Origin of the sequence: Sphingomonas sp. KRR8 (assembly GCF_023559245.1) — a bacterium.
Lineage (GTDB): Bacteria > Pseudomonadota > Alphaproteobacteria > Sphingomonadales > Sphingomonadaceae > Sphingomicrobium.
Window position 1 is genome coordinate 234,037 of the sequence record NZ_CP097462.1, and the last position, 23,652, is coordinate 257,688.

Annotated in this window: 23 protein-coding genes and 1 tRNA gene; 14 read left to right on the forward strand and 10 right to left on the reverse strand. The window is 66.0% G+C overall.

The genetic code is table 11. From position 1 onward, the window contains the following. Window positions 1-3 precede the first annotated feature (3 nt). On the reverse strand, window positions 4-888 hold the full coding sequence (locus M8312_RS01180) for a cytochrome b/b6 domain-containing protein (protein ID WP_502957434.1): 885 nt from the start codon (window positions 886-888) through the stop codon (window positions 4-6). Window positions 889-993: 105 nt separating this feature from the next. Here M8312_RS01180 and M8312_RS01185 point away from each other — a divergent pair, with 105 nt between their 5' ends. The 7 genes from M8312_RS01185 (at window position 994) to M8312_RS01215 (ending at window position 10,634) form a co-directional block, all read left to right on the forward strand. After that, window positions 994-1,599 carry a TetR/AcrR family transcriptional regulator gene (locus M8312_RS01185; protein WP_250118572.1) on the forward strand — a complete coding sequence of 202 codons (606 nt, stop codon included), beginning with the start codon at window positions 994-996 and terminating at the stop codon, window positions 1,597-1,599. Window positions 1,600-1,734: 135 nt separating this feature from the next. Continuing rightward, window positions 1,735-2,313, forward strand: coding sequence for a protein-L-isoaspartate O-methyltransferase family protein (locus tag M8312_RS01190; RefSeq protein ID WP_250118573.1), 579 nt, complete (start codon window positions 1,735-1,737; stop codon window positions 2,311-2,313). Between the two features lie 12 nt (window positions 2,314-2,325). Next, entirely contained in the window at window positions 2,326-3,804 is a 1,479-nt protein-coding gene (locus M8312_RS01195) for a TolC family outer membrane protein (protein WP_250118574.1), read from the forward strand. 15 nt (window positions 3,805-3,819) lie between these two features. Beyond that, on the forward strand, window positions 3,820-4,347 hold the full coding sequence (locus M8312_RS01200; RefSeq protein ID WP_250118575.1) for a DUF2497 domain-containing protein: 528 nt from the start codon (window positions 3,820-3,822) through the stop codon (window positions 4,345-4,347). A 43-nt stretch (window positions 4,348-4,390) separates the two neighbouring features. Continuing rightward, window positions 4,391-6,457, forward strand: coding sequence for an alpha/beta hydrolase family protein (locus M8312_RS01205; RefSeq protein WP_250118576.1), 2,067 nt, complete (start codon window positions 4,391-4,393; stop codon window positions 6,455-6,457). A gap of 63 nt (window positions 6,458-6,520) precedes the next feature. Then, window positions 6,521-9,142: a valine--tRNA ligase gene (locus M8312_RS01210; RefSeq protein ID WP_250118577.1), complete on the forward strand. Its 2,622-nt coding sequence runs from the start codon at window positions 6,521-6,523 to the stop codon at window positions 9,140-9,142. A 19-nt stretch (window positions 9,143-9,161) separates the two neighbouring features. After that, window positions 9,162-10,634, forward strand: coding sequence for an MATE family efflux transporter (locus M8312_RS01215; protein ID WP_250118578.1), 1,473 nt, complete (start codon window positions 9,162-9,164; stop codon window positions 10,632-10,634). Here the strand turns inward: M8312_RS01215 and M8312_RS01220 are convergent. Next, window positions 10,631-11,524 carry a diacylglycerol/lipid kinase family protein gene (locus tag M8312_RS01220; protein ID WP_250118579.1) on the reverse strand — a complete coding sequence of 298 codons (894 nt, stop codon included), beginning with the start codon at window positions 11,522-11,524 and terminating at the stop codon, window positions 10,631-10,633. The two genes, M8312_RS01215 and M8312_RS01220, sit on opposite strands and share 4 nt — an antisense overlap. Before the next feature lie 53 nt (window positions 11,525-11,577). Here M8312_RS01220 and hemB point away from each other — a divergent pair, with 53 nt between their 5' ends. Both hemB and M8312_RS01230 read left to right on the forward strand, forming a co-directional pair. After that, window positions 11,578-12,570: a porphobilinogen synthase gene (gene hemB / locus M8312_RS01225; protein ID WP_250118580.1), complete on the forward strand. Its 993-nt coding sequence runs from the start codon at window positions 11,578-11,580 to the stop codon at window positions 12,568-12,570. Continuing rightward, on the forward strand, window positions 12,563-13,144 hold the full coding sequence (locus tag M8312_RS01230; protein ID WP_250118581.1) for a GNAT family N-acetyltransferase: 582 nt from the start codon (window positions 12,563-12,565) through the stop codon (window positions 13,142-13,144). Before hemB ends, M8312_RS01230 begins: the two co-directional genes overlap by 8 nt. Here the strand turns inward: M8312_RS01230 and M8312_RS01235 are convergent. Beyond that, the gene (locus tag M8312_RS01235; RefSeq protein WP_250118582.1) at window positions 13,141-13,629 is read right to left on the reverse strand and encodes a hypothetical protein; all 489 of its coding nucleotides are present in this window, start codon (window positions 13,627-13,629) and stop codon (window positions 13,141-13,143) included. The two genes, M8312_RS01230 and M8312_RS01235, sit on opposite strands and share 4 nt — an antisense overlap. 81 nt (window positions 13,630-13,710) lie before the next feature. Here M8312_RS01235 and M8312_RS01240 point away from each other — a divergent pair. Then, window positions 13,711-13,787: transfer RNA gene (locus M8312_RS01240), tRNA-Arg, on the forward strand. A gap of 19 nt (window positions 13,788-13,806) precedes the next feature. Here the strand turns inward: M8312_RS01240 and M8312_RS01245 are convergent. Further along, window positions 13,807-14,217, reverse strand: a complete 411-nt coding sequence (locus tag M8312_RS01245) for an OmpA family protein (RefSeq protein ID WP_250118583.1) — start codon at window positions 14,215-14,217, stop codon at window positions 13,807-13,809. Between the two features lie 106 nt (window positions 14,218-14,323). Continuing rightward, window positions 14,324-14,479: a hypothetical protein gene (locus tag M8312_RS01250; RefSeq protein WP_250118584.1), complete on the reverse strand. Its 156-nt coding sequence runs from the start codon at window positions 14,477-14,479 to the stop codon at window positions 14,324-14,326. Window positions 14,480-14,710: 231 nt separating this feature from the next. Here M8312_RS01250 and M8312_RS01255 point away from each other — a divergent pair, with 231 nt between their 5' ends. Together M8312_RS01255 and M8312_RS01260 are read left to right on the forward strand one after the other, a co-directional pair. After that, window positions 14,711-14,953 carry a hypothetical protein gene (locus tag M8312_RS01255; RefSeq protein WP_250118585.1) on the forward strand — a complete coding sequence of 81 codons (243 nt, stop codon included), beginning with the start codon at window positions 14,711-14,713 and terminating at the stop codon, window positions 14,951-14,953. A 39-nt stretch (window positions 14,954-14,992) separates the two neighbouring features. Beyond that, a complete protein-coding gene (locus M8312_RS01260) occupies window positions 14,993-15,328 on the forward strand; it encodes a hypothetical protein (protein WP_250118586.1) in 336 nt (111 codons plus the stop codon). A 356-nt stretch (window positions 15,329-15,684) separates the two neighbouring features. On the opposite strand, the gene M8312_RS01270 is transcribed toward M8312_RS01260, so the two are convergent. The 4 genes from M8312_RS01270 to M8312_RS01285 form a co-directional block, all read right to left on the reverse strand. Beyond that, complete coding sequence (locus M8312_RS01270) at window positions 15,685-16,938, reverse strand: N-succinylarginine dihydrolase (RefSeq protein WP_250118587.1); 1,254 nt, start codon at window positions 16,936-16,938, stop codon at window positions 15,685-15,687. Beyond that, the gene (locus tag M8312_RS01275; protein ID WP_250118588.1) at window positions 16,938-17,954 is read right to left on the reverse strand and encodes an arginine N-succinyltransferase; all 1,017 of its coding nucleotides are present in this window, start codon (window positions 17,952-17,954) and stop codon (window positions 16,938-16,940) included. The genes M8312_RS01270 and M8312_RS01275 overlap by 1 nt, the downstream gene beginning before the upstream one ends. Continuing rightward, window positions 17,951-19,159 carry a hydrolase gene (locus tag M8312_RS01280; protein ID WP_250118589.1) on the reverse strand — a complete coding sequence of 403 codons (1,209 nt, stop codon included), beginning with the start codon at window positions 19,157-19,159 and terminating at the stop codon, window positions 17,951-17,953. Before M8312_RS01280 ends, M8312_RS01275 begins: the two co-directional genes overlap by 4 nt. Before the next feature lie 128 nt (window positions 19,160-19,287). Next, on the reverse strand, window positions 19,288-19,758 hold the full coding sequence (locus M8312_RS01285) for an RNA pyrophosphohydrolase (RefSeq protein WP_250118590.1): 471 nt from the start codon (window positions 19,756-19,758) through the stop codon (window positions 19,288-19,290). A gap of 156 nt (window positions 19,759-19,914) precedes the next feature. Between M8312_RS01285 and M8312_RS01290 the strand changes: the two genes are divergently transcribed. Further along, window positions 19,915-20,649 carry a hypothetical protein gene (locus M8312_RS01290; protein ID WP_250118591.1) on the forward strand — a complete coding sequence of 245 codons (735 nt, stop codon included), beginning with the start codon at window positions 19,915-19,917 and terminating at the stop codon, window positions 20,647-20,649. On the opposite strand, the gene M8312_RS01295 is transcribed toward M8312_RS01290, so the two are convergent. Continuing rightward, a complete protein-coding gene (locus tag M8312_RS01295; protein WP_250118592.1) occupies window positions 20,646-21,569 on the reverse strand; it encodes an alpha/beta hydrolase in 924 nt (307 codons plus the stop codon). The two genes, M8312_RS01290 and M8312_RS01295, sit on opposite strands and share 4 nt — an antisense overlap. An 85-nt stretch (window positions 21,570-21,654) precedes the next feature. Here M8312_RS01295 and M8312_RS01300 point away from each other — a divergent pair, with 85 nt between their 5' ends. Further along, window positions 21,655-23,640 carry a 2-oxoacid:acceptor oxidoreductase subunit alpha gene (locus M8312_RS01300; RefSeq protein WP_250119810.1) on the forward strand — a complete coding sequence of 662 codons (1,986 nt, stop codon included), beginning with the start codon at window positions 21,655-21,657 and terminating at the stop codon, window positions 23,638-23,640. The last annotated feature ends 12 nt before the right edge of the window (window positions 23,641-23,652 follow it).

Below are 23,652 nucleotides of genomic sequence, written 5' to 3' on the forward strand. Positions count from 1 at the left end.
TGCTCATCCCTCGTCCTTCTCTTTGGGCAGGCGGTAGCGACCGGTGATGATCGAGCGCACTTCGTTGAAGGGCACCGCCAGCAGCACCATGGCGATGTGCACCAGGAAGAAGGCGACCAGCAGGAAGGCGGCGATAAAATGGAGCGAGCGCGCCGACTGACGTCCGCCGAACAGGTCGAGGAGGAAGGACCAGCCGGAGGTCAGCGCGGGGCTCATCGTCATGCCGGTGAAGATGATGAGGGGAAGTAAGACGAAAATGACGCCGGCGTAGGAGAGCTTCTGGAGAATGTTGTAGCGCAGCGCCGCAGCGCCCGTGGGAAAGCGCAGTCGGGCATGCTCCGTGATGTCGTGCCAGATGTGAGCGGGACGGATTTCGGCCTCTCGAATCCTGAGATCTTTCTGGAAGTGCCGATTCACCAGCGAGATGATCATGAAAGCGGCAAGGCCGAGCGATAGCACCCAGGCGAAAGCAAGGTGCCAGATGCGGGCGTCGGCGAGGCTGTAGCTCGACGGAATGGTCGCCCAGTGCGGGAAAGCTCGGTGTTGAACGCTGCCGTTGGGCGCTTTCCACACCCCGAGCACTCCGGTCGTCTCGACCTTCAGCGGGCCAAGGCGGGCGAAGCCGCGCTCACCGGCGCTGCCGATCTCGAACCAGGCCTTGTCGAAGTTCGCTCCATATTGCCCCCAGTAGAGTCGTGGATGGGCGTTGAAGATCATCAGCCCACTCATCAGCATGACGAGCAGGGTGACGGCGTTCACCCAATGCCAGATGCGGGTCGACAGGCGATGGCGCTTGACCAGATCACCGCCGCGGGGCTCCGCGACGGGAGCGTCGTCGGACGGCGAAGCAGGCAGCGCCGGGCCGGCTGAGTCGAGCATGGTCGCCATGTCAGGCGCAATCCCAAGTGGGAACGGGTTCAATCGGACGCTGGTTCATGAGGCGTCTCCTACTTGCGTTGGGTAGGGGCTACGACTAAGTCAGTCAACTTACTTATGCAGCAACAAGCGACAACGAAGAAACGCGCGGAGGTCCGGCGCGAGCGGCTGGTCAGGGCGGCCACCGAGCAGTTCCATCGTCATGGCGTGAGCGCCACGGCGCTGGCCGATGTGGCGCGGGCGGCCGCCGTGCCGCCTGGCAACATGTTCTATTACTTCCGCACCAAGGACTCCCTGGCAAGGGCGGTCGTTGACGAGCTGGTTGAGCGCGTCGAGGCCATGCTCACCGAGATCGAGGGGCGCACCGCCGCTCCATCCGAGCGTTTGCGGACCCTGCTCGATCGTGCGGCCGGGCGCGGCGAAGCTTATGCGGCGCTGGGTTGTCCACTGGCGGGTATTGCGCGTGATCTTCGGCAACTCGACGACGATCCCGAGCGTGCTGGCAGGCCGTTGCAGCGGCTCACGTCGTGGGTGGAGAAGCAATTGTCGAAAGCCGGGGACCTGGCCGCCAAGCGCCACGCCGTATTCGTTGTTGCAGCGCTGCAGGGCGCCTTCGTCCTTGCTCATGCCGCGGCCGACCCATCGATTGTCGCCGAGGTGCGCCGCTGCCTCGACGAATGGCTCGAAGCCTCCGACAAGCCATTGCTGGCGGAGGTGAGATGATCACTTTGTCGAGCGAGCGGCGCTCCGGCTCGACAAACGTGCGTTCGCTTGCTTGAGGATGCGGGCCGCCTGCGTGTAAGGACGGTTGCAACTGCTGTTTTAACGGCATAACACAGTTGCCGACCGAGGGGCTTCATGGACTACGCACACGCCCGCCGCGCCATGGTGGACAATCAGCTTCGCCCGCAGGCGGTGACCGACCCACTGGTGATCGCCGCCATGGCGAGTGTCCCGCGCGAGCAGTTCGTTCCCGCGGCGATGCAGCCGGTCGCTTACGTCGACCGGACGCTCGACCTCGGCGACGGCAAGTGGCTCGCTCCGCCAGCGACGGTGGGGCGGATGCTGACCGAGATTGAAGCACGTCCGGGAGAGCGGGCGCTCGTGATCGGAACAGCGCCGGCCTATGTCGCCGCGGTGCTTGCACAAATGGGATTGAGCACCAACCTTCTCGCCGACGGCAATCTTGCCGACGGCCTCGCAGGTGGCGGACCCTATGACATCATCATCCTCGACGGGCTGGTCGAGTTCGTGCCTGACGCCATCATTGCCCAGCTGCGCGATGGAGGTCGGCTCGGCACCTGCCTGATCGAGAATGGCGTACCACGGCTGGTTGTCGGTCGCCGATCGGGCGCGGGTTTTGGAACCCGCTCGATCGCCGACGCCGCGGCCGGCCCGATCCCCGGGTTCGAACGTCCCCGCGCTTTCGTTTTCTAGGAGTTCACCGCTTTGAAGCGCATCCTACTTGCCACCGCCGCGCTCGCCAGCCTGGCGACACCGGCTTACGCCGACACGCTGCGCGACGCCCTGGTGTCGACCTACAAGAACAACCCCTCGCTCAACGCCCAGCGCGAGGCGCTGCGGGCGACCGACGCGACGGTGGCGATTGCCCGCGCCGGCAGCCGGCCCCAGGTGGCCGCGACGGTCGGCGTCAATCGCGACCTCACCCGCTCGGGTGTGCTTGTCTCGCAGCAGAGCAAGGGCCCGAAGATCTCGGGCGGGCTCGACCTGAGCGTGCCGCTCTTCCAGGGTGGCCGGGTGCGCAATTCGATCGCCGCGGCCCGGACCCGGGTCGAGGCGGGCCGGGCGACCCTCCGGGCCGTGGAGGGCGACACCTTCACGGACGCGGTTGCCGCTTACATGGATGTGATCCGCGACCGCGCGATCGTGGAATTGAACCAGAACCAGATCCGGGTGCTTTCGACCGACCTGGAGGCGACTCGCGACCGCTTCCAGATCGGCGACGTGACCCGGACTGACGTGGCGCAGTCCGAAGCGCGGCTGAGCCTGGCGCGGGCGCAGCTGGAATCGGTCAACGCCCGCCTGGCCGCAAGCGAAGAGAATTACCGCCGCGTGATCGGTCGCCGGCCTGACCAGCTGGCGCCGCCGCCGCCGCTTCCGCCGCTGCCGAGCACGGGCGATGAGGCAGTGCGGATCGCGCTGGTCAACAATCCGGACCTGATTGCCGTCAATCGACAAGCGACCGCCGCTGGTTATGACGTGCGCACGGCGCGCGCCAGCCTGCTGCCGACGGTGTCCACGACCCTTTCGGGCGATTATGTGAACGCCCTTGGCGGGACCAGCGTCAGCGGTATTCCGCGCTCCGGCACGCAGACCACGATCGGCGTCAACACCCGCATCCCGCTTTACCAGGGCGGACTGCCCGCGGCCCAGATCCGCCAGGCGCAGGCGATCGAAGGTCAGGTGCTGGAACAGGTGATCGGGACTGAGCGGGCGGTGGTCGCCAATGCCCAATCCGCCTTCGCTGCCTACACCGCGGCGCAGCGCGCGATTCAGTCGAACCAGGTGGCCGTGTCCGCCAACCAGCTGGCGCTGGAAGGCGCGCGAGCCGAGCGCTCGGTCGGCACCCGCACGGTCATCGAAGTGCTCAACGCGGAGCAGGAACTGCTCAATGCGCAAAGTCAGCTCGTAACGGCCCGCCGTGACGCATACGTGGCCGGCTTTCAGCTGTTGAACGCCATGGGCCAGGCCCAGGCGGACGATCTCGGCCTGGATGGCGGCCCGCTCTACGATCCGACCGGAAGCTATCGCCGGACGGCGAACAACTGGAACGACTGGTCGCATGACCCGCGCTACACTGCGCAGTCGACGCGCACCGTGACCGCCAGCGAGGCCGCGCCGTTGACCACTCCGATCACCACGCCGGCGCAGCCGATGCAGCCGGGGGTGGCGGGGCCGCCGCGCTAAGGCTAGCGTGGCGTCATGAAGGATCAGACCGACCCGTCGATGGAACAGGCGCTCGCCGCCATCAAGCGCGTGATGGCCGAGGACAAGGATGTGCGATCGGCGCGGGCCAGGTCCGCGCCGCCGCGCTCATCCGACCTGGAGTCGGACGAGGAAGCTGTCGACCAGGAAGCAGCCGACGAGCAACCGGCCATATTGGAGCTCGACGAGCCGTTGATCGAGGACAATGGCCTGCCGATGGTCGATCTCGACGACCGGATGATTGACATTCCTTACGAGGAACGGGTCGAGCCTGCCGCGGTCGCCAGTGAACCGCTGGTCAGCGAAGTGGCGGCCGAGACGAGCCGGGCACGTTTGGCCGAACTGCAGCAGGCGGCGGCGAGTGCGGCCATCGCGGCGCCCACCACCGATACCAACCCGTTCGAGCAGATGGTCCGCGAGATGATGCGCCCCATGCTCAAGGACTGGCTCGACGAGCATCTTCCCCGAGTCATCGAGGAGCAGGTGAAGCGCGAGATCGGGCGGATCACCGGACAGCGCTTCTAGGGAACCCTTGCGGTTCATCGCTGCGGTGCTACCCCTCGTCGCCATGATCAGAACCAGCCTGCTCGCCGCCGCGGCGCTTGCCGCCATCGCCTCTCCCCAGGTCGCTACCGCGCGGCCAATGACCGCCACCGACATGCACATGATGCATCGGCTGTCGCTGCTCGACGTGTCGGCGGATGGCCGCACCGCGGTGCTGAGCATGTCGACCACCACCGACCTCGCCAAGAACAAGCGCAGCAATGCGCTCTACACGCTGGAGATCGGCCGGGCCGGAGCGACGCCGCAGCCAATCACCGGTGCCGATGGCGGCCACGACGCCGCGTTCGGTCCTGATGGCGCGCTTTATTTCCTCAAGGCGGATGGCGATCACGACCAGCTGTTCCGGATGCCTCTGGGTGGGACCGCGAAGCGGATCAGCGACTTCGGCGCGGACGTCAGCGGGTTCAAGCTGTCGCCGACGGGTGACCGGGTGCTGGTATGGGCGGATACGCGCGACTGTCCCGACCTTGCCTGCTCGACCGTGCGCTTCGCCGGCAAGGAGGGCGGCTCGGGCCGCACCTTTGACCAGCTGTTCGTGCGGCACTGGGACACGTGGGCCGAGCCGGGTACGCGCAGCCGCATCTTCACGTTCCCGATCGTCGGCGGAAAGCTGACCGGACAGGGTGTTCGAGTCACGGCCGGGCTGACTGGCGATGCGCCGTCCAAGCCGTTCGGCGGCGGCGAGGAGATCGACTGGTCCAAGGACGGCCGAACGGTGTTCTTCGCTCTGCGCGAGGCGGGCCGGATCGAGCCGCTGTCGACCAACCTCGATGTCTTCTCCGCGCCGGCGGACGGATCGGCGCCGCCGACCAACCTCACGGACGCCAATGACGCTACCGACACGCTGCCGACCGTCTCGCCGGACGGACGCACGCTCGCCTGGGTCGCGATGGCGCGGCCGGGCTATGAGTCCGACCGGCAGGTGCTGATGCTTCGCGACCTGGCCAGCGGGAAGGTACGGGCGCTGACCCAGGGCTGGGACCGCTCGGTCCAGTCGATCAGCTGGGCCCCGGACGGCCGCTCCATCTACGTCACCGCCGATGACACTCTGGAAGCGCCGATCTTCCGGGTCGACGTGGCCAGCGGACGCGTAGCCCGGCTGACCGGCGAGGGGCACGCCGGAAACGTCCACGCGCTCCGCAACGGTTCCGTGCTGTTCACCAGCAACAGCATCGCCGCGCCAGACGATCTCTACCTGCTGCGCGGGCGCGCGAAGCCCACCCAGCTGACCAATGTAAATCGCGAGCTGCTGAGCCAGCTCGACCCCATCACGGTGGACCGGTTCAGCTTTACCGGCGCCAACGGCGAAAAGGTGTGGGGCATCAAGGTCAAGCCGAAGGTCGCCGCCGGGCAGACGCTGCCGATTGCCTTCGTAGTGCACGGCGGACCGCAGGGCAGCTTCGGCAACGGCTGGTCCTACCGCTGGAACCCGCGGGTCTTCGCCTCCATGGGCTATGGCGTGGTCAGCGTCGATTTCCACGGCTCGACCGGCTACGGGCAAGCCTTCACCGACAGCATCCGCAACAACTGGGGTGGCTGGCCGCTCGAGGACCTGCAGAAGGGCCTCGCCTTCGCCACGGCGCAGGACAAGCAGCTGCAGGCGGACAATGCCTGCGCGCTTGGCGCCAGCTACGGCGGTTACATGATGAACTGGATCGAGGGAAATTGGCCCGACCGGTTCAAGTGCATCGTCCAGCACGACGGCGTGTTCGATGCGCGCGCCATGGCGTACGAAACCGAAGAGCTGTGGTTCGACGAATGGGAACATGGCGGCAAGGCCTATTATGAAGACCCGGCCGCGTTCGAGCGGTGGAACCCGGTCAATCATGTCAGCGCCTGGAAGACGCCGCAGCTGGTAATCACCGGCGAGAAGGACTTCCGTATCCCTTACACGCAAGGGCTGGCGGCCTTCACAGCCCTGCAGCGGCGCAACATTCCGTCACGTTTGGTGGTGTTCCCGGATGAGAATCACTGGGTGCTCAAACCGCAGAACTCGATCCAGTGGTACCGCGAGGTGCAGAACTGGATGAACAAGTGGGCGCCGGCGGCGGGAGCTGCGGCGGCGCAGTAATTCCTCGTCGGATTCCTTCGCCTCGGCTCGCAATGATCGGAAGGGTTCGCTAACGGGCCCGTCATGACCGAATTGCCGAAGACCTTCGAGCCGGGCCCTATCGAGGCCCGCTGGTATGACCATTGGGAATCGACCGGCCTGTTCCGCCCGGAGCGGGGCGAGGCGGAGCCCTACACGATCGTCATGCCGCCGCCGAACGTCACCGGCAGCCTGCACATCGGCCATGCGCTGGACAACACGCTTCAGGACATCCTGATCCGTCGTGCGCGGATGCAGGGGAAGGATGCCCTGTGGGTGGTCGGGACCGACCATGCGGGTATCGCCACGCAGATGGTCGTGGAGCGCAACCTCGACAGCCAGGGCGTGAAGCGGGCCGAGATCGGGCGCGAGGCATTCCTGGAGCATGTCTGGGAGTGGAAGGCGCAGTCGGGTGGCGCGATCACCCGCCAGCTGCGTCGGCTCGGCGCGTCCTGCGACTGGTCGAACGAGCGCTTTACCATGGACCCCGGCTTCTCGGCCGCGGTGACGCGGGTGTTCGTGGAGCTGCACAAGCGCGGGCTGCTGTACCGCGACAAGCGGCTGGTGAACTGGGATCCGCGCTTCCAAACCGCGATCAGCGACCTAGAGGTCGAGACGCGTGACGTGCAGGGCAAGTTCTGGACCCTGCGCTATCCGCTTGGCGATGGCAGCGGGCACATCGAGGTCGCCACCACGCGGCCCGAGACGATGCTGGCCGACATGGCGGTCGCGGTGCACCCGATGGATGAGCGCTATACGGCGCTGGTTGGCAAGCAGATCCGGCTGCCGATCACCGGGCGGCTGATCCCGATCGTCGCCGACGAGCATGCCGATCCGGAGCTCGGCTCCGGCGCCGTGAAGGTGACCCCTGGCCACGACTTCAACGACTTTGAGGTCGGCAAGCGCGCGGGCTTCGCGGCGCGCGATATGCTCAACATGTTCGATGCCTCGGCGCATGTGGTGCAGACGGCGGACGGGCTGGTGCCCGGTGACCTGCTCGGCCTGAACCGCGACGAAGCGCGGAAAGCGGTCGTCGCGCGGCTGGAGGCCGAGTGTGCGCTGGTGAAGGTCGAGGACCGGGTCATCGCGACTCCGTTCGGCGACCGTTCCGGCGTGGTGATCGAGCCGTGGCTGACCGACCAATGGTATGTCGACGTGAAGCCGCTGGCTGAGCGGGCGATGCAGGCGACCCGCTCGGGCGCGATCAAGATCGTGCCGGAGAGCTGGGCCAAGACCTGGTACAACTGGCTGGAGAACATCCAGCCGTGGTGCGTCAGCCGCCAGCTGTGGTGGGGACATCGGGTGCCGGCGTGGTTCGACGACGACGGCAACATCTATGTCGCGGAGAGCGAGGATCAGGCGCGCACTCAGGCTGGCAACCGGCCGCTACGGCAGGACGAGGACGTCCTCGACACTTGGTTCAGCTCGGCGCTGTGGCCGTTCGCGACGCTCGGCTGGCCCGAGCAGACCGCGGACCTCACCCGGCATTATCCCAACGACGTGCTCATCTCCGGCTTCGACATCCTGTTCTTTTGGGACGCGCGGATGGCGATGCAGGGGCTGGAGTTCATGGGCGATGTTCCTTGGAAGACGCTCTACCTGCACGGGCTGGTTCGCGATGCGCAGGGCCAGAAGATGTCCAAGTCCAAGGGCAACACGGTCGACCCGCTCGGGCTGATCGACCGCTATGGCGCCGACGCACTGCGTTTCACGCTCACCGCGATGGAAAGCCAGGGCCGGGACATCAAGCTCGATGAGAAGCGTGTCGAGGGCTATCGCAATTTCGCGACCAAGTTGTGGAACGCCGCGCGCTTCCTGCAGATGAATGGGGTCGGACCGTCGCAGTCCGTAGAGGCGCCGGTCGCAATCCTGCCGGTCAATCGCTGGATCATCGGAGAGGTGGTGGAGACGCTCGCAAAGCTGAACCGCGCCTTCGACGAGCTGCGCTTCGACGGCATGGCGGACGCCATCTACCACTTCACCTGGGGCACCTTCTGCGACTGGTATGTCGAGCTGGTGAAGGGCGCCTTCGACGACGAGACCAAGGCAGTAGCGGCCTGGGTCTTCGACCAGATCCTGGTCATGCTGCACCCGTTCATGCCGTTCATCACGGAAGAGCTGTGGCATGGCGTCGGTGAGCGCCCGTACGACCTGATCGTCGCGAAGTGGCCGCAGCCGGCGGCGTCGGTCGATGCGGCGGCAAAGGGCGAGATCGAATGGCTCATCAGCCTGGTCAGCGAAGTGCGCTCGGCTCGCACCGAACTGAATGTTCCACCGGGCGAGCGTCTAATTGGTTACATCGAGCAACCAGAGCCGTCTTCAGAAACGCTACTCGACAAGCATCAGGACATACTTCTTCGTATGGCGAAGGTCTCGTGGCAGCCGGTTTACGGCAAGCGGGAAGGCGCCGTGTTGCGAATATCAGCCGGGCTAACTGAGTTGGTCATGCCCCTCCAAGGAGCTATCGACGTCTCGGCTGAACGCACCCGCCTCGCCAAAGCCATTGCGGTCGCCGAGAAGGATCGCGACGGGCTTGCGGCGCGGCTCGGCAATCCGAGCTTTACCGAGCGGGCCAAGCCCGAGGCGGTTGAGAAGGCGCGGGCCGATCATGAGGCGCGCAGCGCCGAGGCCGAACGGCTGGCGGCAGCGTTGGCGCGGCTGGGTTGATTGTCCAAGTGAGGACCTGATGGCCGACGGCGACCCCGCAGCACGATCCGCCCCGCGTGGGCGCCGCGACCTGACGCAGGGGCCGATCACCCGGACGCTGATCGCCTTTGCGCTGCCGACGCTCGGCTCCTCGGTGCTGCAGTCGCTGAACGGCTCGATCAACACGGTGTGGGTCGGCCGCTTTCTTGGAGAAGGCGCGCTGGCGGCGACCAGCAATGCGAACATGACCATGTTCCTGCTGATGTCGTTCGTGTTCGGCTTCGGCATGGCCTCGACCATCCTGATCGGACAGGCGTTCGGGCGGCGTGAGGTCGACCAGGCCCGGCGGGTGATCGGGACCGCCATCGGCGCCTTCAGCCTAGTGGCGATCGCCGTAGCGGTGCTCGGCTGGATCTTCGCGCCGCAACTGCTCAGCCTGCTCGCAACGCCGGAGGCGGCGCGGCCGCTGGCGCTGGCCTATCTGCGGGTCATTTTCCTTTCGATGCCCGGCGGGCTGATGCTGGTCCTGCTGATGATGGCGTTGCGCGGGGGCGGGGACAGCCTGACGCCACTCTGGTTCATGATCTTATCGGTGCTCCTCGACAGCGGTCTCAACCCCTTCTTCATTGCCGGGATCGGGCCATTTCCGAAGCTTGGGATCGCCGGATCGGCCACCGCGACGGTCATCGCCAACACTGCCGCCCTGGTCGGGCTGGTCATCTACATCTACGCCCGCGACCTGCCGCTGCGTTTGCGCGGGGCGGAGTTGCGCTATCTTCGGCCTGACCCGGAGCTGCTCAAAATCATTCTGAAGAAGGGCCTGCCAATGGGCCTGCAGATGATCGTCATTTCGGCTTCGGGGCTGGCACTGCTCGGGCTGGTGAACCACGAGGGCGTCGATACGACAGCGGCGTTCGGCGTGGCGATGCAGCTGTGGACCTATCTGCAAATGCCCGCGATGGCGGTAGGCGCGGCGGTAAGCGCGATGGCGGCGCAGAATATCGGCGCGGGCCGGTGGGAGCGGGTTGGCCGGATCACGCGCTCCGGCGTGTTCACCACCCTTGCCCTGACAGGCGTGCTCGTGATCCTGCTTGCGGCCGCGGATCGAACCGCACTGTCGCTCTTCCTGGGGCCGAACAGCCCGGCCATGCCGATCGCCCGGCACATCCAATGGATGGCGACCTGGAGCTTCCTGCTGTTCGGCGTGACCCTTGTCCTGTTCGGAACGGTCCGCGCCAACGGCGCGGTAGTCGGGCCACTGGTCATCCTCTGCATCGGGCTGATCCCGGTGCGACTTGGCTTCATCTTCCTTGCCAGGCCCTACCTTGGTGCCGACGCTCTGTGGCTCAGCTTCCCGGTCAGTTCCTTGTCCAACCTGGTGCTGGCGGCCGCCTATTACCTTAAGGGCAACTGGCGGAAGATCCGCCTGCAAGTCCCACCGGCTACCGACGAATGCGTGGAGCTGTCCGAGACCGCCGGCGAGGCCGATGGCCGGATGAGCCCGACCGGCTAGGCGGGTACGGGCGCTGCGACCCACACCGCGGCGCGCGCCACGCTGACCTCGCACGGGGTCGAGGCGCACAGTTCGCCATCAACTGAGATCTTCTGCTGCGGACGGGCCGAAAGCTTCAGGCTGGTGCCCTTGTATTCGGTGACGGTCTGCTCGCGCGAGCGCAGTTTGAAGAGCGTCGCGAACCAACTCCAGGCAAGGCCGAACAGGCTTCGACCAGTGACAGCCTGGACCATGATCTGTCCGCTCTGCACGCAGGCATTGTCCGTTAGTTCGATCCCGCCGTGGAAGCGCCCGTTGAAGATGCGAACTTCGGTCGCCCAGGTGCGGTGGATCGTACTGCCATCGTCGATCGTCAGCCGAAAGGGTTTGAACTGGATAGCGACCCGTGCCGCCCAGATCAGATAGCCGATCATTCCAAGGGTGCGCTTCAGCTTGTGCGGGACCGTTTCGGCGATCATTGGGGACAGCCCCATGGCGGCCGCATTGGCGAAGTAGTCGCCGTCGATCGACCCAAGGTCGATGCGGAGTTTCCGGCCTTCGGCGATGACCCGCACTGCTCCTTCGAGGTCCTGCGGGATACCCAGCGTTCGCGAGAAGCTGTTGGCGGTCCCGAGGGGGAGGAGGGCGAAAACTGTGTCCGTACCCAGAAAATCGTCGATCGTTGATGACAGCGAACCGTCGCCGCCGCCGACGATGATCATCGGTGCCTTCTCCGCCAGCGCTTGGCAGACCGCTGGCCGAAGCGCGTCCGGATCCTTGATGGCGTGGGTTGCGAGTAGTTCGACTCCACTCTCCACCAGCAGGTCGCGCGCCTGCTCGAAGGCATCAGCGCCCTTGCGGCTCATCGCATTGACGATCAGCACGGCTTGTTTGGGGAGAGGTTTGATCATTGTTCGCTCTCGAATGCTTGGGAGCGCGCTTCTTTCCCGCTAGGACGCGGGGCATGACGGCTTCCTTCCCTGCCATGCGAATGCGGCGCGGCCGCTCCACTCCCTGGATGCGCGCGATGCTCGCCGAGCAACGACTGTCGCCAAGCGACTTCATCTGGCCCTTGTTCATCTGCGCCGGCAGCGGGTGCGAAGAGCCGATCGCCAGTCTTCCGGGAGTGAGCCGCTGGTCGGTCGATCGGATCGGTGAGCAGGCGAAGCTCGCCGCATCGCTGGGAATCCCATGCGTCGCGCTGTTCCCCAATACGCCGGCAGGTCTGCGATCGGAACGGGCGGAAGAAGCGCTCAACCCTGACAATCTCATTTGCCGCGCGGTCAAGGCGGTAAAGGATGCCTGCCCCGGGGTTGGCGTGCTGACCGACGTGGCACTGGACCCCTACACGGCGCACGGTCACGACGGCCTGATCGACGCGGCGGGTCGGGTGATGAACGACGAGACCAGCAAGGTGCTGGTCGAGCAGGCGCTGGTGCAGGCCGAAGCGGGTGCGGACATCGTCGCGCCATCCGACATGATGGACGGGCGGATCGGCGCCATCCGCTCCGCGCTGGAAGATGCAGGCCGGCAGGATACGGCAATCATGGCCTATGCCGCTAAATATGCCTCGGCCTTCTACGGGCCGTTCCGCGACGCAGTCGGCTCGCGCGGTCTGCTCAAGGGCGACAAGCGCGGTTACCAGATGGACCCCGCAAATTCCATCGAGGCGCTGCGGGAAGTGGCGCTGGACGTCGCGGAGGGCGCCGACATGGTGATGGTCAAGCCGGGGCTGCCGTATCTGGACATCGTCGCGGCGGTGAAGCGGGAGTTCCTGCTCCCGGTGTTCGCTTACCAGGTGAGCGGCGAATATGCGATGATCGAGCATGCGGCGGCGGCCGGTGCGGGTGAGCGGGATGCACTGATTTTGGAGACGCTGCTGGCGTTCAAGCGCGCCGGAGCGACCGGCATCCTGACCTATCATGCCGTGGACGCGGCGCGGCTGATCCATGGCTGAGGTGTTGGCCGAGACCGAGCGACTGCGGCTGCGGACTTGGGGGCCAGATGACCGGGAGGAGTTCACTCGGGTGACGAACACGCCCGCGGTGATGCGCTGGCTGGGCGGGGTTTCCAACGAAGCGACCCGTGACGCCGCGTTCGACCGCATTGACGGCTTTCAGCGTGACTACGGCCACACTTTCTGGATCGTCGAGCGCACGAAAGATGGCGCGCTGCTCGGCTTTTGCGGGTTGAAGCGCGTCAATGCGCCGGGCGGTGAACCGCTTCATGGGCAGTTCGAGATCGGCTGGCGCCTGCGCGAGGATGCGTGGGGGCAGGGCTATGCCAAGGAGGCGGCAATGGCATCGCTGGACCTGGCGTTCGGCCGCTATGGAGCGCCGCATGTGCTCGCCATGACCGTAGCCGGAAACGCCGCCAGCCAAGGGTTGATGAAACGGCTTGGCATGCACCGCCGCGAAGACCTCGACTTTGTCGATCGTCGCTTTCCGAACCCGAGCGATATCAATCCCGCGATCGTCTACCGGATCGATGCAGCCGAGTGGCCTGCGGCCCGTGAGGCGGCTCTGGCCTAGGCGCCGAGGCGCTGCTGGACCGCGTGGAGGCGCTCTGCGTGGCGGCGGTCGATGGCGCTGACCTCGTTCGCGGCCCGCGTGACGTTGGCGAGGTCGGCGGGGACGAGCTGGTTCACCGACCGAGACGTCAATGCATCGATGTCGCCGAGCGCCTTGGTGACGGGATAGCGGGCGGCGATCGCAGCTGACACCAGCTGTTCGGCGGCGATCCAGCTTTCACTCTGGCGCGGGCCGGCGCGAGCAGCGCTGGCTTCGGCGGCGGTGATCGCCCGCTCGGCATCGCCCTGCGCTCCGCGGGCGGTGGCGACCAGCCGCTCCAGTTGGGCAGCGATCGCGGAGCTGGCGGGCAGGCTGCCGCTGGTGTCGGCGATGGGTACGCGCGGGTCGATCCGCTCGGCGGCGCGAGGAGCAAGGCTCGGTTCATCGCCGGGCGTGCTGCAGGCGGCAAGACCGACGATGATCAGGAGTAGACCGCGGCGACGCATGACTGGTCCTTACGGAGCGGCAGCCTGCGCAACAAGGGGTTGCGCCCCTGCGATCATCCTCCTAGATGCCCCCCACGGCAAGCGCCCGTAGCTCAGCTGGATAGAGCATCAGACTACGAATCTGAGGGTCGGACGTTCGAATCGTTCCGGGCGCGCCATTTTCCGATCAGCGTTGAACTAAGGAATCACCGTCAGGTCGACGCGCCGGTTCTGCGGCTCGCGCACGCCATCTGCAGTGGGGACCAGCGGGTCGGCCTCGCCGTGCGCGACGATTGCCAGCGCCTGCGGTTGCACGCCGCGCTGGAGCAGCGCCGAGCGAACGCTGGCGGCACGGCGCTCCGCAATTCGGCGATTGGCAGCGGACGATCCCGAGCGATCGGTGAACGCGTCGATGCGCGCGTGGCCACCGCCCCGCAGCCGCTCGGCGACGAGGTCGAGATTTCCGGTCCAGTCGGGCCGGATCGCCGATCCTTCACCACTGTCGAAGAAGATTGATGTCGCGCACGGGGCCGCGTTCGCCCTCGAGCACTCTATAGAGGGTGAAAGAGCGGCGCCCTGGAGGGCAATGACAAGCAAGGAAAGAAGCATCAGCGGCCTTTTGGCAGGCGAGACCCGAGCTCGCCCGTCATGCGCCGCAGAAGTCGAAGATGTAAAGGGACAAGCCGGCAGCTCACGCCACGGGCGTCACTTGCCTTCAGGCGGCCGACAGCCCCTCGGCTTCGGCAGCGCGCGCGGCGAACTGCTGCGCCAGCTTTGCATGCCACTGGCGAGCATTATCGGTCATCGCCCGTTGCGCCGCCATCCGTTCTTCCGCTGCACGGCGGAAGTAATAACGCTGATTTGATTCCACTGCCCGTCCCCGGCTGAATCCACGTCAATTTGCTAGCAGAGCATGAGTGAAGAGTCCTACCGAGTGGTAAATATCCACAGGGCGGTCGCCGCGCGCATGGCTCGTCTCACCCCGGGACAGCACTGTGCTCTGGCGGTGACATCCTCACCTTCTCGACTTACCGACGAAACCCAACGGTTCATCGACCGTTGAGCAAGCGAACTGAATTTCTTGGGCGAGAGGGTGCCTACCATGCTCCAGCAGACCGATAATCAGCGCCGTGCGTTCGATCCGGCCGTGCGTGGCTATCACGTTGTCTACCGCGAGAATGCAGTGAACCGCTGTCCGGGCTGCGGCCGCAGTCATTGGCTGATCGGCCGGATGCTGGCCGAATGCGGATTCTGCGGCACGGCGTTGCCACTGAGCGAAAGTCAGGGGAGCGGCACTGTATTGTTCAAGAGCCACGGTCCGCGCGGTACCAAGCTCGCCGCCTGACGACTCCCCGGGCTGCCCCGTTTCGGCTATGGAACGGGGATGGTCAGGGCGATTTCGGCAATGGCGCTGCTTGCTGCGCTGAGCTCATCGGCGGCGGGTGCACCGCACTCCATCACCATCATCAATGGGACCGGCGCGCCGCTGCGCGATGTGGCTGCAAAGCCGGAAAAAGGCGGCAGCTGGGATTCGCTGACACCTGGGCTGAGCCCGGGTGCGAAGACCGGTGTTTCTGTCGATCCCGACCTTTGCGCTTACGAAGTGAAGGCGACGGCGGCCGGGGCCACTCTCACCTGGCGTGGGGTCAACCTCTGCGAGACCAGCTCGGTGACGCTGAACCGGCGGGCCGATGGGACACTCTGGGTCGACTACGACTGACGCGGCGCGGCGCCACCCGGACCCGGGCTGCCGCCGCTGAGGCAGGACGCACGCTGTCGAGAAGCCTGGGTCCGGCGATGAAGACTACCAGCAGGCAGACACCGAAGAACAGCCATCCGAGCCAGCCGGGGTAGAGGTTCAGATAGTGCTTCCCGCGTTCCACTGCGCCTAATGCGATGGCCCATGTGACAGCCCACGCTTCCCAACGGGTGCGGATTACGAACAGGCGGCCAAGGCGCTTCAACATCGACATATGGTTAAGCAACCCCCGTGCCACTGGCGCAGTTCCGGGCTTTTTGCATTAACCATATTGAGACACTGTCAGTTATCCCGACAGTCGAACAGGCGCGAGCAGCTTAGAGGAGTTGGGAGAGGTCGAGGGTGTCGAGCAGGGCCGCGCGCGCCTGCTCGACCTGAGCAAGCAGCTGCGGCGAGCCGAGGTCTGCTGGCGCAATCTCTTCGGGCCAGGTGCGGCTGATGACGGAAGAGAGGCGATCCAGCTTCGGCTCGTCGACCAGGAAGCGCGGGTCGATGGCGGCCGGGTCGGCGACCACCCGAAGGCGCAGGCAGGCGGGGCCGCCGCCGTTGGCCATGGATTCTCGCACGTTGACCACTTCAACACGTCGGATCGCTCCGTTGCCGGCGAGGTGGCGCTGGAGCCAGTTCCACACGCTGGTCGTCTCACGCGCTTCTTCGGGAATGATCAGCGTCGGTTGCCCGTCCGGCGGGGTCACCAGTTGGGCGTTGAACAGGTAGGATCGGATCGCGTCGTCGAGGCCGACGTCCGCGGCTGCGACCTCGACATATTCGAACGCAGGGAAGCGGGTGTTCAGCTGGTCGAGCAGGCCGTCCCGATCAGCAAAGGCCTGCTCGTGCGCGAACAGCACGCGTTCATTGGCGACCGCGACCACGTCATTGTGGAAGGCACCCGCGGCGATCGCTTCCTCCGACTGTTCCACGAACAAGGTGCGTTCCGGATCAAGGCCGTGGAGCCGGGCGACCGCGCGGCTGGCCTCGAGATGCTGCCGGGCAGGGAAGGCACCCCCGCTTACCCCGTAAACGAACAGCTCGAGCCCAGGTGCGCCGTGCCGTTCGGTCAACCGCATGTGATTGGCCGCGCCCTCGTCGCCGAAGGCAGAGGGGACGGGCGCGTGGATCCGGAAGTAGCGGTCGTCCGCGAAAGCGAGACGAAGCTGCGCCAGCGTCGCGGGCCATTCATGGCTGCGGTGCGGCATCGACTTGAGGTTGGCGACGGTGAGGTGCGTTCGACCGTCGGCCGTGTCCGGACCCGGCGACACAGTCGCGGCATTGGCAGCCCACATCGAACTGGCGGACATGGCATTGGCGAGCAGTGCGGTATCCGCTTGCTCAGCCTCGACGCCCAATTCCGCCAGCCACCCGCGCGCAGGTCGCGGCTGCGGCACGAACAGGCCTTGCGTCAGGCCGAGCGCCAGATTGGCGCGCATCTTGTCGAGACCCTGCAGCGCGGCGGCTCGCGGCCGGCTGGATGCGCCCATGTTGCGCATGGCTGCGAGGTTGCCGAAGCTCAGCCCGGCGTAATTGTGGCTGGGGCCGACGATCCCGTCAAAGTTGATCTCAGTAAGCGACATCAGCGGCTCACCGACAGTACGGTGTCGCCCTCGGAGACTTCGAGCAGTTTCGCGGTTTCCGTGCTGAGTTGCAGGCCTCCGTCCTCGGTCCGGCGCACCTGGCCCAGGCAAGAGCGGAAGCCCTTGAGGTGACCGGTTGCGAGCAGCATCCTGATCGTCCCCCCTTCGCCGATCGCCACGACTTTCTCCTCCACCGACTCCCGGACGGTACGGATCTGGTCCGTGCGGCAGGTGACGGTCGGACCGCCGTCGAAGATGTCGATGTAGCGCTCGAACTCGAAACCCTCGCCCTCGAGCATGCGAAGCGCAGCGCGGCCGGTGGGGTGCGGCTGCCCCATGACGGCCTTGGCGCTGTCAGGAAGGAGTGAGACGTAGATGGGCGACTTGGGCATCAGCTCGGCGATGAAGCGAGTGCCGTTGACCGCGTTGAAGGCGTCGGCCTCGGGAAAGCTCATGTCGAAGAACCGGCCGGCGAGCGCATCCCAGAAGGGCGAATTGCCGCCCTCGTCCATGACCCCGCGAAGTTCCGCCAGAACGCGGTCGCCGAACCGTGCCCGGTGCTGCTTGATGAACAGATAACGGCTGCGGGCGAGCAGCAGGCCAAGTCCGCCGGCGCGCATGCCGGGATGAAGGAAGAGGCCGCCCACCTCGCTCGACCCCTCGAGGTCGGTGGTGAGGGTCAGCAGCTGGTTGCGGAAGGTCTTGCCGAGCTCGGGCGACCATTGGGTGAGCGTCGACAGGTGATAGCTGTAGAAGGCTTCGGTCGAGCCGACCTTGCCGAACACCTGGCAAGTGCCGCGGATCAGCTTGGCCTTGGGGTCTTCCAGCACGAAGATGTAGCAGTCGTCGCCCTGTTCATCGCCGACGCGTTCGAAGGCGTCCTCCGAGCGGGCGAGTTTCTGGACAAGAGTGCCCTTGTCGGCCGGAAGGTTGGTGAACCCGCCGCCCGTCAGCTTCGCCATCTCGTAAATGGCATCGAAGTCGTCGGGCGTGGCGGGGCGGACCCGGAAGCTCATGCCGCCTCCTGCGCCAGCCGAGCGATGGTCAGCGCCGACAGGGCGGCACGTTCGGCGAGAGACGAGACGATCAGATATTCCTCCGCGGAGTGGATGGCGCCGCCGCGAACGCCCATGGTGTCGACCACCGGTACGCCACAGGCGGCGATGTTATTGCCGTCGCACACGCCTCCCGACGGTTGCCAGCTAATCGGCTGGCCGAGGTCCGCACCGGCACGGGCGACAAGGCCGAACAGCTGTTCCAGCGACGGAGTCATAGGCTTGGGTGGTCGGCCGAACGCGCCGTGCCGGTGGATAGCAACGTCATGTGAAGTGGCGACGGAGGTGACCGCATCGGTGATGGCGCTGTCTGCCTTTGCCTGAAGCTCCGGCGTGGCTGGGCGCAGGTTCACGCGCAGAACGGCGTGGTCCGGCACGACATTGTTGGGGCCACCCCCATCCATCCGCGCGACGTTCACGGTCAGGCCCGGCTCGATCAGTGCGGTCAGGCGAAGCGCGAGATCGGCGGCCGCCACCACCGCATTGCGTCCGTCCTGCGGGTTCCGGCCGGCGTGCGCCGAACGGCCGCTGACGATGAAGCTGAAGTTCCCGCTTCCTGGGCGAGCGCCGGCAAGTGTGCCGTCCGGCAGAGCCGAGGGTTCGTAGGTAAGCGCGGCGCGCTTGCCCCGCGCAGCCTGCGCCAGCAATCCGGCCGAGGCGGGGGAGCCGACCTCTTCGTCGCTGTTGATGACGACTTCATAGCCGACGCGGGCGGACAACGGGCTCGCCTCCAGCGCGCGGAGGGCGGCGAGCATCACCGCGATGCCCCCCTTCATGTCCGCAACTCCAGGGCCATTGAGGATGTCGTCCTCGCGCCAGGCAAGCTGCTGGAACGGGTGATCAGCCGGATAGACCGTATCCATGTGGCCGGTGAAAAGCAGCTGGAGCGGTGCGCTCGGGCGAACGGCGAGGTGAAGATGCCGGCCATTACCGACGGCGCGCTCGGCGCCCTCGCGATCGATCGCCGTTACCGGCGCAGGCTCCACCAGCTGCGGTTGCCCGGGAAGGCCGGCGAAGGCATCGGCGAGCAGGCGGGCCATCGCGTTCAGGCCGTCAAGATTGCCGGAACCGCTGTTGATTGCGGCCCAGTTCTGTACCTGGTCGAGCATCGGCGCGGAGGCGGCGTACTCCACCAGAAACTGCTCAGCTGCGGTCAATTCCCCCATGAGTGCGTCCTAGCGAGCCGGAGCCCGGAAGGCCACACCGGGCCGATGCTCAATCAGCGCAGCGGGCGGAGAAATGCGGCCATCTTTGACGGGCGGCTTGCTTCGCACGCCGCGCGCGAACGGGAGAACTACAGATACTCGTCCCAATGCTCGATCAGGCGGCGGTAAAGGTCGCGCTTGAACGGGACGATGAGGTCCGGGAGCGTGTGGGCCGGCACCCACTTCCAGCTGTCGAACTCCGGGTGCTTGGTGGCGATGTTCACGTCCGACTGCCGGCCAAGGAAGCGGCACAGGAACCAGTCCTGCTCCTGTCCCTTCCATTTGCCGCCCCACAGCTTGTGACGAAGCTCCTCGGGCAGGTCGTAGCGCAACCGCTCTGGATGATCGGCGATCCGCTCGACGAGGTACTGCGGGATTCCGGTTTCTTCTTCCAGTTCCCGAAGCGCTGTCTCCCATGGCTGCTCGCCCGGGTCGATGCCGCCTTGTGGCATCTGCCAGGCTTCGTCCGTGTTATCGATCCGCTTGCCGACCCAGACCTGCTTGTCCGCATTGAGCAGCATGATGCCGACACCGCGGCGGTAATTCTCGTCCTTGGCCATGCGGCAGGAGATGGAGGGCGGTCCATTCGGACGCAAGCGAGGAAGTCGCTTGCCCGCAGTCCCGTTCCGGCTTGGCAGACCGGCACCACGCGGCTTTAACCATTCCTTTTCGGTCTTCACGAGATGGCTTGGCACGGCACTGGCTTGAGGTTTGCGTTGGACGGCCTGTTCTTTTTCCACCTGGCCAAAGCGGGCGGCGTTTCGCTCCGGACCGCCCTACACCGACGCTTTGCGCCCGAGGAATGTGCTCCGGTCATCGAGAACGACACGGTCGACCACATCCGCAATGCTGGAAATTACCAATTCGCCCGAGGCTTTCGCTTCTATGCCGGCCACTTCGGCGCGGACATCTTCCGAGCCGTGGACGACGGCCATCAGGTGGTCACCAACTTCCGTCATCCGGTCTCCCGCGTCGGGTCACTCTACCGGTTCTTCCGCTCAGTTCCGATCCCGGAAAAGGATCTGGTTCACCCGCGGTTCTTCGCCGTTCGTTTTGCACGCGACCGCACTTTCGAGGAGTTTGTGCTCACTGACGATCCACGGGTGCGGGTGTACACCGAGAACCACCACGCACGGCAGCTGACCCAATCGCCCTGGCAACTCCCGGCAGAGATCGACTTGCCGGCGGCGGTGGCGCTGATCGACAGGATGCCATGCTTCTACGTCTGCGAGGAGCCGGAGCGCTCATTGGCCTGGTTCGGCGAGCAGTTCGGGTTGGCCGACATCCCGCGTGAGAACGTCACGCCGCCTCAGGAGAGTTCGGGCGACACGGCCGGGATGAGCGATGCCATCCTCGCCATCAACCCGTTCGACCTCGCACTCTACGACTATGCGCTCGCCCGGCTGCGCGCGCGTCGAGCGGACTGTGGTCCGAAGCGGGCTGCGGCCTAGGCGACCAGCAGCTTCAGGTGCGCGATGCAGCGTTCGAGGTCAGCCTGGGCACTCGGCAGGGCTTTACGCAGGTTGAGGAAGCCGTGAATGGTGCCCTCGGCCTCGAGGTAGATCACGGACACCCCGGCCTGTGCGCAAGCGGCGGCATAGGCCCGGCCCTGATCCCGGATCGGGTCGAGGCTGGCGGTGACGACGAGCGTCGGCGGCATTCCGCGCTGATCCTGGTGGAGCGGGTCATAACGCCAATCCTTGCGATCGGGCGCGTAGCATTGGTCGAACCAGTCCATCCCCTCGCGGGTGAGGAGATAGCCCTCACCGAAATCGGTGAAGCTCGGATAGCCCTCGGTTGGGTTGGCGGCGGGGTAGATCGGCCATTGCGCGACCACCGGGACGGCGGCCGGCTCGTCGCGTAGCGCCAGGGTGGCGACGATCGCGAAATTGCCGCCGGCGCTGTCGCCGCAGGGGATGAGGCCGGTCACCTTGCGACCGAGCTCGGCCGGGCTGTCCGCGACCCACCGAGTGGCCGCGATCGAGTCCTCGACGCCGGCGGGGAAAGGGTGTTCCGGGGCGAGGCGGTAGTCGACGCTGACCACCGGAAAGTCGATCAGCCGCGCGATCTCGGCGCAGGCGGAGGCATGCGTGTCCAGGTCGCCCAGCACAAAACCGCCACCATGATAGAAGACCAGAACAGGACCAGGTCCGCGTTCGCAGCGGGCGTCGAACAAGCGCATCGGGCAAGGGCCACCGGCAAGGTCGCGAATGACAGCAAGTTCGCCCACCTCTTGGTCGAACAGCTTGCGTGATGCATGCATCATCCCGCGCGCCTGTTCGGGACCCACCTCGTGGCTTTTGGGGCCGTTCAGGCCATTAAGCATGTCGAGGAAGGCGCGAACGTCGGGGCGAACGAAGGGCTGGGTCATCTTGTCACCTTAGCATGACGATAAGCTCGCAAAAGCCTGTTGCAGGCGCTAGATGAGCAACAACTCCAAAGCATCAGGACCGATGATGGCCACGGCCACCCACTTGCTCACCCCAGACGAATCCCATGCCGACGTGCCGCAGGAAGCGGTTGTTGTCCGTTTTGCCGGCGACAGCGGTGACGGCATGCAGCTGACGGGTGGGCAGTTCACGCTGTCCACCGCGCTGGCCGGCAACGACCTGGCGACCTTCCCCGACTTCCCGGCCGAGATCCGAGCTCCGCAGGGCACGACCTTCGGCGTCAGCGCCTTCCAGATCAACTTCGGCTCAACGGAGATCGACACGGCCGGCGACCAGCCGGACGTGCTGGTGGCCATGAACCCGGCGGCCCTCAAGGTGAACGTCGGCGCGCTTCGCGAAGGCGGCCTGATCATCGCCGACGAGGGCGAGTTCAACGCTCGAAACCTCGCCAAGGCGGGTTACGAGCAGAACCCGCTGGACGACGACAGCCTCGCCAAGTGGCAGCTGGTCAAGTTCAATATCAGCCAGCTGACCTTGGATGCCGTGAAGCCGTTCGGCCTTGGCAACAAGGAGGCGCTGCGCTGCAAGAACATGTGGACGCTGGGCCTCGCGCTGTGGATGTTCGACCGCAGCCGCGACCCTATCATCGACTGGCTCAAGACCAAGTTCGCCAAAGCGCCGCAGCTGGCCGAGGCCAACATCGCCGCGCTCAATGCTGGTCACGCCTATGGCGAGACGGTCGAGATGGGCGCGGCGGTCAAGCCGCGGCACATCGCTGCCGCCCCCGCCGAGCCGGGCCTTTACCGCACGGTGACCGGCGCCGAGGCGCTGGGCCTTGGACTGGTCGCCGGAGCGCAGCTGGCCGAGCTGCCGATGTTCTTCGGCTCCTATCCGATCACGCCAGCCTCGCCGCTGCTGCATCACCTCAGCCGGCTCAAGGAATATGACATCACCACCTTCCAGGCGGAGGATGAGATCGCGGCAATCTGCGCGGCGATCGGCGCATCCTATGCCGGGAGCCTGGGGGTGACCTCGTCGTCGGGCCCGGGCATCGCGCTCAAGACCGAGGCAATGGGGCTGGCGTTCATGACCGAGCTTCCGTTGGTCATCGTCAATTCCCAGCGTGGCGGTCCTTCGACCGGCCTGCCGACCAAGACGGAGCAGTCGGACCTTTATCAAGCGGTTTATGGCCGCAACGGCGATGCCCCGCTGCCCGTGATTGCTGCCCGCTCCCCAGCCGATGCGTTCGAATGCGCGATCGAGGCGTGCCGGATCGCCGTCCGCTACATGACGCCGGTGATGCTGCTGACGGACGGCTATATCGCTAATGCGGCCGAGCCGTGGAAGGTGCCCGACATGAGCGGCTTCGCGCCTTTTCCGGTGACGTTCGCCGGATCAGACACGCCGCGTGACGGAAGCGGCAAGCTGTTGCCCTACGCCCGTGACGAGAAGCTGGCGCGGCCGTGGATAAAGCCGGGCACGCCGGGCCTGACCCACCGCATTGGCGGCATCGAGAAGAACCCGGGAACGGGCGACCTCGACTACTCGCCGGGCGCTCACGCCGAAATGACCCGGCAGCGGCACCAGAAGGTGCTGAACATCGCCGACGACATTCCGGCGCAGGACGTTTGCCTGGGTCAGCCTGGGGCCAAGCTGGCGGTTGTCGGCTGGGGCTCGACCTTCGGGCCGATCCACCAGGCGGTGCGGAGGATGCGCGCGCGCGGGCACGACGTGGCTCATGTCCATATCCGCCACATATGGCCGCTGCCCACCAATCTTGGCGAGCTGCTGCACGGGTTCGGCCGGGTGATTGTGCCCGAGATGAACGCCGGGCAGCTCAAGACCGTGCTGCGGGACCAGTATTTGGTCGATGCGCGTTCGCTGACCAAGGTGTCCGGTCAGCCGTTCCAGATCGTCGAGATCGAGGCGGCTATCGCCGAAGCGCTTGGCGGCACCACGCCGGGTAACCTTCGTCCCGACGCTGGCCAGCTTCCAACTGCGGACAGCGGGCACGACGACGGCCGCATCGTCCGCGAGGACAATGATCGGTGAAGCCCATCAACC

Coding starts and splice junctions, on each gene's coding strand:
- M8312_RS01180 (WP_502957434.1), bottom strand. CDS start 888: ATGGCGACCATGCTCGACTCAGCCGGCCCGGCGCTGCCTGCTTCGCCG.
- M8312_RS01185 (WP_250118572.1), top strand. CDS start 994: ATGCAGCAACAAGCGACAACGAAGAAACGCGCGGAGGTCCGGCGCGAG.
- M8312_RS01190 (WP_250118573.1), top strand. CDS start 1,735: ATGGACTACGCACACGCCCGCCGCGCCATGGTGGACAATCAGCTTCGC.
- M8312_RS01200 (WP_250118575.1), top strand. CDS start 3,820: ATGAAGGATCAGACCGACCCGTCGATGGAACAGGCGCTCGCCGCCATC.
- M8312_RS01205 (WP_250118576.1), top strand. CDS start 4,391: ATGATCAGAACCAGCCTGCTCGCCGCCGCGGCGCTTGCCGCCATCGCC.
- M8312_RS01210 (WP_250118577.1), top strand. CDS start 6,521: ATGACCGAATTGCCGAAGACCTTCGAGCCGGGCCCTATCGAGGCCCGC.
- M8312_RS01215 (WP_250118578.1), top strand. CDS start 9,162: ATGGCCGACGGCGACCCCGCAGCACGATCCGCCCCGCGTGGGCGCCGC.
- M8312_RS01220 (WP_250118579.1), bottom strand. CDS start 11,524: ATGATCAAACCTCTCCCCAAACAAGCCGTGCTGATCGTCAATGCGATG.
- hemB (WP_250118580.1), top strand. CDS start 11,578: ATGACGGCTTCCTTCCCTGCCATGCGAATGCGGCGCGGCCGCTCCACT.
- M8312_RS01230 (WP_250118581.1), top strand. CDS start 12,563: ATGGCTGAGGTGTTGGCCGAGACCGAGCGACTGCGGCTGCGGACTTGG.
- M8312_RS01235 (WP_250118582.1), bottom strand. CDS start 13,629: ATGCGTCGCCGCGGTCTACTCCTGATCATCGTCGGTCTTGCCGCCTGC.
- M8312_RS01245 (WP_250118583.1), bottom strand. CDS start 14,217: ATGCTTCTTTCCTTGCTTGTCATTGCCCTCCAGGGCGCCGCTCTTTCA.
- M8312_RS01255 (WP_250118585.1), top strand. CDS start 14,711: ATGCTCCAGCAGACCGATAATCAGCGCCGTGCGTTCGATCCGGCCGTG.
- M8312_RS01260 (WP_250118586.1), top strand. CDS start 14,993: ATGGTCAGGGCGATTTCGGCAATGGCGCTGCTTGCTGCGCTGAGCTCA.
- M8312_RS01270 (WP_250118587.1), bottom strand. CDS start 16,938: ATGTCGCTTACTGAGATCAACTTTGACGGGATCGTCGGCCCCAGCCAC.
- M8312_RS01275 (WP_250118588.1), bottom strand. CDS start 17,954: ATGAGCTTCCGGGTCCGCCCCGCCACGCCCGACGACTTCGATGCCATT.
- M8312_RS01280 (WP_250118589.1), bottom strand. CDS start 19,159: ATGGGGGAATTGACCGCAGCTGAGCAGTTTCTGGTGGAGTACGCCGCC.
- M8312_RS01285 (WP_250118590.1), bottom strand. CDS start 19,758: ATGGCCAAGGACGAGAATTACCGCCGCGGTGTCGGCATCATGCTGCTC.
- M8312_RS01295 (WP_250118592.1), bottom strand. CDS start 21,569: ATGACCCAGCCCTTCGTTCGCCCCGACGTTCGCGCCTTCCTCGACATG.
- M8312_RS01300 (WP_250119810.1), top strand. CDS start 21,655: ATGGCCACGGCCACCCACTTGCTCACCCCAGACGAATCCCATGCCGAC.